Source organism: Erwinia sp. (assembly GCF_031978025.1).
GTDB lineage: Bacteria > Pseudomonadota > Gammaproteobacteria > Enterobacterales > Enterobacteriaceae > Erwinia.
The window spans coordinates 1-6,526 of record NZ_DALZCD010000249.1; the positions used below are offsets into that span (position 1 = coordinate 1).

Genomic DNA, 6,526 nt, shown 5'->3' on the forward strand with positions numbered 1-6,526 from the left:
GCTCCGGCTCGTAACGACCGTCAAGCTGAACGACCAGTATGCGGCAGGACGCCTGCGATCGGTTTGACCACGCATGATTAGTGCCCCGCTGTACAACTACGCTACCGGGCCTGAGCAGCACCTCGGCGTCATCAAGCACAAGATAGACTTCGCCATGTACAATGACGCAATAATCGACTGCCTCGCTGCGGTGCATCATGGGATGGGGCGAATCGGCTTTTACCGTCAGCCCGTCGGTATAGTTAACCTGTTCAAAAAGATCTTTGATGCGGTTATCTTCCTGATCCAAATAAGAGGCATCAGGCGGCAGATCGACGAAGCGAATACGCGTGCCGTTGGTTGGAGCGTTATGCATTACCGGGCCAACAGTGGGATCCGGATCGTTACTAACTGGCGCGGGCGATGCCAACGTTGCCCAGACTTCATGGAAAATCAGTCCCGGAATAGCCTCCATTTCAATAACGGAGGGAAGCGATCCCTCGCTGTAAACCATTGACTTTCCATTGGCATCATGGCCGGTGACTACACGGTGAATGGCAGGTGACGACATAGCATTTTCTCCTTTGCAGCGATAAAATTATCGGCATCGCGGCCAGATGGCCGGGATCCGCGCTAAGCGCATATTTGGACATTTGTGTGGCGGGGTGATGACGTTGGTTCAACAAAAATTCAGAAGCGCGGTGTAATGCGTGCCTGAAAACTCTGGCCGGTTCAATGCCCGTGCCATTTTGAGGCATCGTGCAGATAGCGCAGCATCCTGCTCCTGTTCGCTATTCGCCAGCGTATAACGTCGCTGTCGCGGAAGCCTTTTTTATCTGGCAATGTTGGCCTTAATTGCAAACAATCCTTTGAGAAGGTTAGGGTATGGCGCATGGTCGTAATCGATAAAAATAGTCGCTTTCTCGCTTTCTCGCTTTCTGGCTTTCTGGCTTTCTGGCTTTCTGGCTTTCTGGCTTTCTGGCTTCTTCACTTTCTCACCCCTTCACCCTTTAGCCCATTCACTCCTTTACCGCTAACGTTGCTCAATGCTTTGTTTCGTCGAGGCGTGCCGCAAATTTTTTGCAATGCTGCCGGAACCACACACAAATTGGTTTGGCACGCCCTGATTTTTATTTTCCACCATTGTCATGCGCGGCCATATCCTGCATCGTTACAGGCAAATTTACTGGCTATGGAGATGGCATGTTACTTTCTTTCTTTCGTCTGCTTTTTCGCCTGTTGTATCGCACCCGTTTAGCGGGTGATGTTTCTACTCTGCACCGGCAGAAAGTCCTGATTGTGCCCAACCATATGTCGTTTTTGGACGGCATGCTGCTGGCGCTGTTCCTGCCGGTTAAGCCGGTGTTCGCCGTCTACTCTTCCATCAGCGAAAAATGGTACATGCGGTGGGTACGTCCGCTGGTGGATTTTGTGCCGCTGGATCCGACGAAACCGCTGTCGGTCAAGCATTTGGTAAAAACGATCGCGCAGGGCCGCCCGGTGGTCATCTTTCCCGAAGGACGCATTACCGTCACCGGGTCGCTGATGAAAATTTACGACGGTGCCGGCTTTGTAGCCGCGAAGTCGCAGGCTACCGTCGTGCCGCTGCGAATAGAGGGCGCGGAGTTTTCGCCCTTCGGGCGTCTGGCTGGCGTGTTTAAGCGGCGTCTTTTCCCGCGTATTAGTATTACCGTCCTTCCCGCGACCACCATTCCCATGCCGGAGGCCAAAACCGCCCGGGAGCGCCGCAGGCTGGCGGGAGAACATCTGCACCATATTATGATGGAAGCACGGATGGCGGTGCGCCCGCGTGAAACGCTTTATCAGGCGTTTCTGTCTGCCCGTACGCGCTATGGCTATTTCAAATCCTGTATTGAAGACGTCAATTTTCAGGCCGACAGCTATACGGGGCTGCTGAAGAAATCGCTGGGCGTAGGGCGGATCCTGGAACGTTATACGTCGCCGGGCGAATATATTGGTCTGCTCTTGCCCAATACAACGGTGACCGCCGCCGCGATCCTTGGCGCATCCATGCGCGGCCGCGTGCCGGCGATGCTTAACTACACCGCTGGCGTGAAAGGCGTAGGCAGCGCGCTGAAAGCGGCCGAGGTGAAAACGGTTTTCACTTCCCGTCAGTTTCTGGATAAGGGCAAGCTCTGGCATCTGCCCGAACAGCTTACCGAGGTAAAATGGATCTTTCTGGAAGATCTGAAAGGCACCGTCACCACGCAGGATAAACTCTGGATCCTCGGTCATCTTCTTCAGCCAGGACGGGCAGAGGTGCAGCAGCAGCCGGAAGATGCCGCGATGGTACTGTTTACGTCCGGTTCGGAAGGGCATCCCAAAGGCGTGGTGCATTCACACAAAAGCCTGCTGGCTAACGTAGAGCAGATCCGCACCGTAGCCGATTTCACGCCGCGCGATCGCTTTATGTCCGCGCTGCCGCTGTTTCACGCCTTTGGCCTGACCGTCGGGCTGTTTACCCCCTTGATGACCGGGGCAGAAGTGTTCCTTTATCCCAGTCCGCTGCACTATCGTATTATTCCCGAGCTGGTGTATGACCGAAACTGCACCGTGCTGTTCGGCACCTCTACCTTCTTGGGCAACTATGCGCGTTTTGCCAATCCGTATGATTTCGCGCGCCTGCGTTACGTGGTCGCGGGGGCAGAAAAATTGCAGGAAGGCACGCGTCAGGTCTGGATGGAAAAATTTGGCATCCGCATCCTGGAAGGCTACGGCGTAACGGAATGCGCGCCAGTGGTTGCCATCAATGTGCCCATGGCGGCGAAAAACCATACGGTCGGGCGTATTTTGCCGGGTATGGACTCTCGCCTGATTTCCGTGCCGGGCATTGAGCAGGGCGGGCTGCTTCAGCTGCGCGGGCCGAATATCATGAAAGGCTACCTCAGGGTAGAAAAACCGGGCGTGCTGGAAGCGCCGCAGGCGGATAACGGCGAAGGACAAATGGAAGCAGGTTGGTACGATACCGGGGATATTGTTAGCTTTGACGAGCACGGTTTCTGTGAAATTCAGGGCCGCGCAAAACGCTTTGCTAAAATTGCCGGTGAGATGGTTTCACTGGAAACCGTCGAGCAAATCGCACTGAAGGCCTCGGCAGAAAAGCAGCATGCCGCATCAATAAAGCCCGATGGCAATCGTGGTGAGGCGCTGGTGTTGTTTACTACCGACAGCGCATTAACCCGCGACCGATTGCAGAAGGCGGCTCGCGAGCTGGGTGCACCAGAGCTTGCGGTGCCGCGCGATATTCGCGTGTTGGCGCAGCTGCCGCTGTTAGGCAGCGGGAAGCCCGATTTCGTTACGCTGAAAAGCATGGCGGAACAGCCAGAGACAGAGGCAGAAAATGCATAATTTCTCCGGCGGTGAAAAGCTGCTTTCACGTGGCATGGTAGCGGTCATTATCGCGCAGTTCTTATCGGCGTTTGGCGATAATGCGCTGCTGTTCGCCACTCTGGCGGTGCTTAAGCAGCAGGTCTACCCGGACTGGAGCCAGCCGGTACTGCAAATGGTCTTTGTTGCTACTTACATCATCCTGGCGCCTTTCGTTGGCCAGATAGCGGACAGCTTTGCCAAAGGCAGGGTGATGATGGCCGCCAACGGCTTTAAGCTGCTGGGGGCGCTGACCATCTGTTTCGGCTTTAACCCTTTTATCGGCTATGCGCTGGTAGGCATTGGCGCGGCGGCCTATTCGCCAGCCAAGTACGGCATTCTGGGTGAAATTACCGGCGGCGAAACGCTGGTTAAAGCCAATGGCCTGATGGAGTCGTCCACCATTGCGGCTATTCTGCTGGGATCGATTGCGGGCGGCGTGCTGGCAGACTGGAACCTTACCGGCGCCCTGATCGTCTGCGTACTGGCCTACGGACTTGCCGTAGCGGCGAATGTGCCGATCCCCAAACTGGCGGCGGCCAGAGCAGGGCAAAGCTGGCATCCGCTGCGGATGTCCTCCAGCTTTTTCCAGGCCTGCCGCGAACTGTGGCGCAATGGCGAAACGCGTTTTTCGCTGGTGGGTACCAGCCTGTTCTGGGGGGCGGGCGTCACCCTGCGTTTCCTGCTGGTGCTGTGGGTGCCGGTCGCGCTGGGTATCAGCGATAACAAGACACCGACGCTGCTAAACGCCATGGTCGCTATCGGCATCGTGTTTGGCGCAGGCGCGGCCGCGAAGCTGGTGACGCTGAAAACGGTCGGCAGATGTATGCCGGCAGGCGTGTTAATCGGCGTGACGGTGGTCTGTTTCGCGCTACAGCATACGGCGACAGGCGCTTACGGCTTGCTGATAGTGATTGGGATGCTCGGTGGCTTTTTCGTGGTGCCGCTCAATGCGCTATTGCAGATGCGCGGTAAAGAGAGCGTCGGCGCGGGTAATGCTATTGCGGTACAGAACCTGGGTGAAAACGGCGCGATGCTGCTGATGCTGGGTATTTACTCGCTGGCCGTGAAGCTGGGCGCGCAGCCGGTAGCCACTGGCGTAGGATTCGGCGCGCTGTTCGCGCTGGCGATTGCCGTGCTGTGGGGCTGGCAGCTGGCGCAAAAGCACCGCAAAGTTTAGCGTTAAGCCGATTCTGGTGCGGAAAAAAAGGGGCGGAAAGGATTCCGCCCCTTTTTACGTCCAGCGGCCTGGTTAAGGCGCCGGATACGTGTAGCGGCGATGAATAGCTTCCAGAGCCTGCATCACTTCCTCATCCAGCGTCAGATTGTAGCTGTCGATATTCAGCTGCAGCTGTTCCAGGGTGGTCGCGCCCAGCAGCGTGCTGGCGACAAAAGGCTGCTGACGAACAAAAGCCAGCGCCATCTGCGAGGGATCGAGAGCATGTTTTTTCGCCAGCGCGACGTATTCGGCAATGGCCAGACCGGCCTGTTCGCCGCTGTAGCGGGTAAAGCGACTGAACAGCGTATTGCGTGCGCCGGCAGGCTTAGCGCCATTCAGATACTTACCGCTCAGCGTACCAAAGGCCAGACAGGAATAGGCCAGCAGCTCGACGCCTTCATGCTGGCTGATCTCCGCCAGACCCACCTCAAAGCTACGGTTCAGCAGGCTATACGGGTTCTGGATAGAGACGATGCGTGGCAGTTCATGTTTTTCTGCCAGCTGCAGATAGCGCATTACGCCCCACGGCGTTTCGTTCGATACGCCGATATAACGTATTTTACCGGCGCGAACCTGCTCGTTCAGCGCTTCCAGCGTCTCCAGCAGGGTGACCGTGGCGGTATCTTCCGCGTATTCGTAATTCAGCCGACCGAAGTAGTTGGTCTGTCGCTGCGGCCAGTGCAGCTGATAAAGATCCAGATAGTCGGTATTCAGCCGCTTCAGGCTGGCGTCCAGCGCCTGACGAATATTCTTGCGATCCAGTGCCTGGCCCGGCCGGATAGAAGCGTCCGCGCCGCGCACCGGCCCGGCAACTTTAGAGGCCAGCACCACTTTTTCGCGATTGCCGCGAGCCTTTAACCAGCTGCCGATATAGGTTTCGGTTAACCCCTGCGTTTCCGGGCGCGGCGGCACCGGATACATCTCAGCGGTATCAATCAGGTTAATGCCGGAACGGAGCGCCAGATCAAGCTGCGCATGGGCATCGGCTTCGCTGTTTTGCTCGCCAAACGTCATGGTGCCTAATCCCAGGCTGCTGATCTCCAGCGTACTGTGGGGGATGCGATGATAATGCATATGCCGGCTTCCTTTTTCATTATTAAGACCATGGCGTGCGGGATAAATTGCTGAAGCAAACGCCAGATCCGGCTTTTGACTATAACCGTCGGGCGCAACAGGGGGAAGAGCAGATTTATCGGGAAGTGCGGTGGGGGCCACCTGTCGGAAAACGTCAGGTGGCGGGATCGGGCCTAGCGTTCAACAATCGATGAAACCTCATCGCCGTTAATCTGCAGCTCATGACCGGAGCGATCGGTGTACTTCACCAGGCCGGTATCCTTGTCGATCTCCGGTTTACCCTGGGTCATGATCATCTTGCCTTCTTTTGTCGCCATCACGTAATCACTGCTGCACCCGCCGAGCAGCGTGGCCAGTATCAGCACGGCCGCGCCAGACATCAACTTCATACTTCGCTCCCTTAGCCTTTAATTTGCCTGCACAAGTAATAGCGCATTTTACGGAAAGCGTTAACCGCAGAACTCCTAAAAAGGCGTTACGGCACGACAAACTCTTGACTTTGATCGTAAAAACAACGGGAAGAAGCCAACCGGGGTGCCCGGTCGGCTTTGATTCAGGCGGGATTTTTTCTGCCGCGAAGCAGGTTCAGACACTCTACCGACATAGAGAAGAACATCGCAAAATAGATATAGCCCTTCGGCACGTGGATATCGAAGCTTTCCAGAATAAGGGTGAAACCCACCAGGATCAGGAAAGTCAGCGCCAGCATTTTTACCGAAGGATGCCGTTCAACAAATTCACCGATAACGCGGGCGGCAAACATCATTACGCCCACCGCAATCACCACCGCCGCCATCATGATAATCAGATGGTCTGACAGGCCAACGGCAGTAATAACCGAGTCAAGACTGAAGATGATATCCAGCA

At 56.0% G+C, this 6,526-nt stretch carries 7 protein-coding genes; 3 read left to right on the top strand and 4 right to left on the bottom strand.

Annotated elements, in window-relative coordinates; genetic code table 11:
• Window positions 1-550 (bottom strand): cupin domain-containing protein (locus RTK32_RS17200; RefSeq protein ID WP_312046114.1); only part of this gene is annotated, 550 nt, incomplete at its 3' end.
• 321 nt (window positions 551-871) lie between these two features.
• On the opposite strand from RTK32_RS17200, the gene RTK32_RS17205 reads away from it, so the two are divergent.
• From RTK32_RS17205 to lplT, 3 genes are read left to right on the top strand one after another with little or no spacing between them, the layout of a single operon-like run.
• Window positions 872-1,237, top strand: a complete 366-nt coding sequence (locus tag RTK32_RS17205) for a hypothetical protein (protein ID WP_312046116.1) — start codon at window positions 872-874, stop codon at window positions 1,235-1,237.
• Entirely contained in the window at window positions 1,183-3,348 is a 2,166-nt protein-coding gene (gene aas / locus RTK32_RS17210) for a bifunctional acyl-ACP--phospholipid O-acyltransferase/long-chain-fatty-acid--ACP ligase (protein ID WP_312046118.1), read from the top strand. The genes RTK32_RS17205 and aas overlap by 55 nt, the downstream gene beginning before the upstream one ends.
• Window positions 3,341-4,546 (top strand): lysophospholipid transporter LplT, encoded by a 1,206-nt coding sequence (gene lplT / locus RTK32_RS17215; protein ID WP_312046120.1) that lies wholly within the window; start codon window positions 3,341-3,343, stop codon window positions 4,544-4,546. The genes aas and lplT overlap by 8 nt, the downstream gene beginning before the upstream one ends.
• A 72-nt stretch (window positions 4,547-4,618) precedes the next feature.
• Here the strand turns inward: lplT and RTK32_RS17220 are convergent, their stop codons facing one another.
• From RTK32_RS17220 to RTK32_RS17230, 3 genes are all read right to left on the bottom strand, one after another.
• A complete protein-coding gene (locus RTK32_RS17220; protein ID WP_312046122.1) occupies window positions 4,619-5,659 on the bottom strand; it encodes an NADP(H)-dependent aldo-keto reductase in 1,041 nt (346 codons plus the stop codon).
• A 173-nt stretch (window positions 5,660-5,832) separates the two neighbouring features.
• On the bottom strand, window positions 5,833-6,048 hold the full coding sequence (locus RTK32_RS17225; RefSeq protein ID WP_312046124.1) for a YgdI/YgdR family lipoprotein: 216 nt from the start codon (window positions 6,046-6,048) through the stop codon (window positions 5,833-5,835).
• Window positions 6,049-6,212: 164 nt separating this feature from the next.
• Window positions 6,213-6,526: TerC family protein (locus RTK32_RS17230; RefSeq protein WP_409451110.1), on the bottom strand; the 314-nt coding region annotated here is incomplete at its 5' end.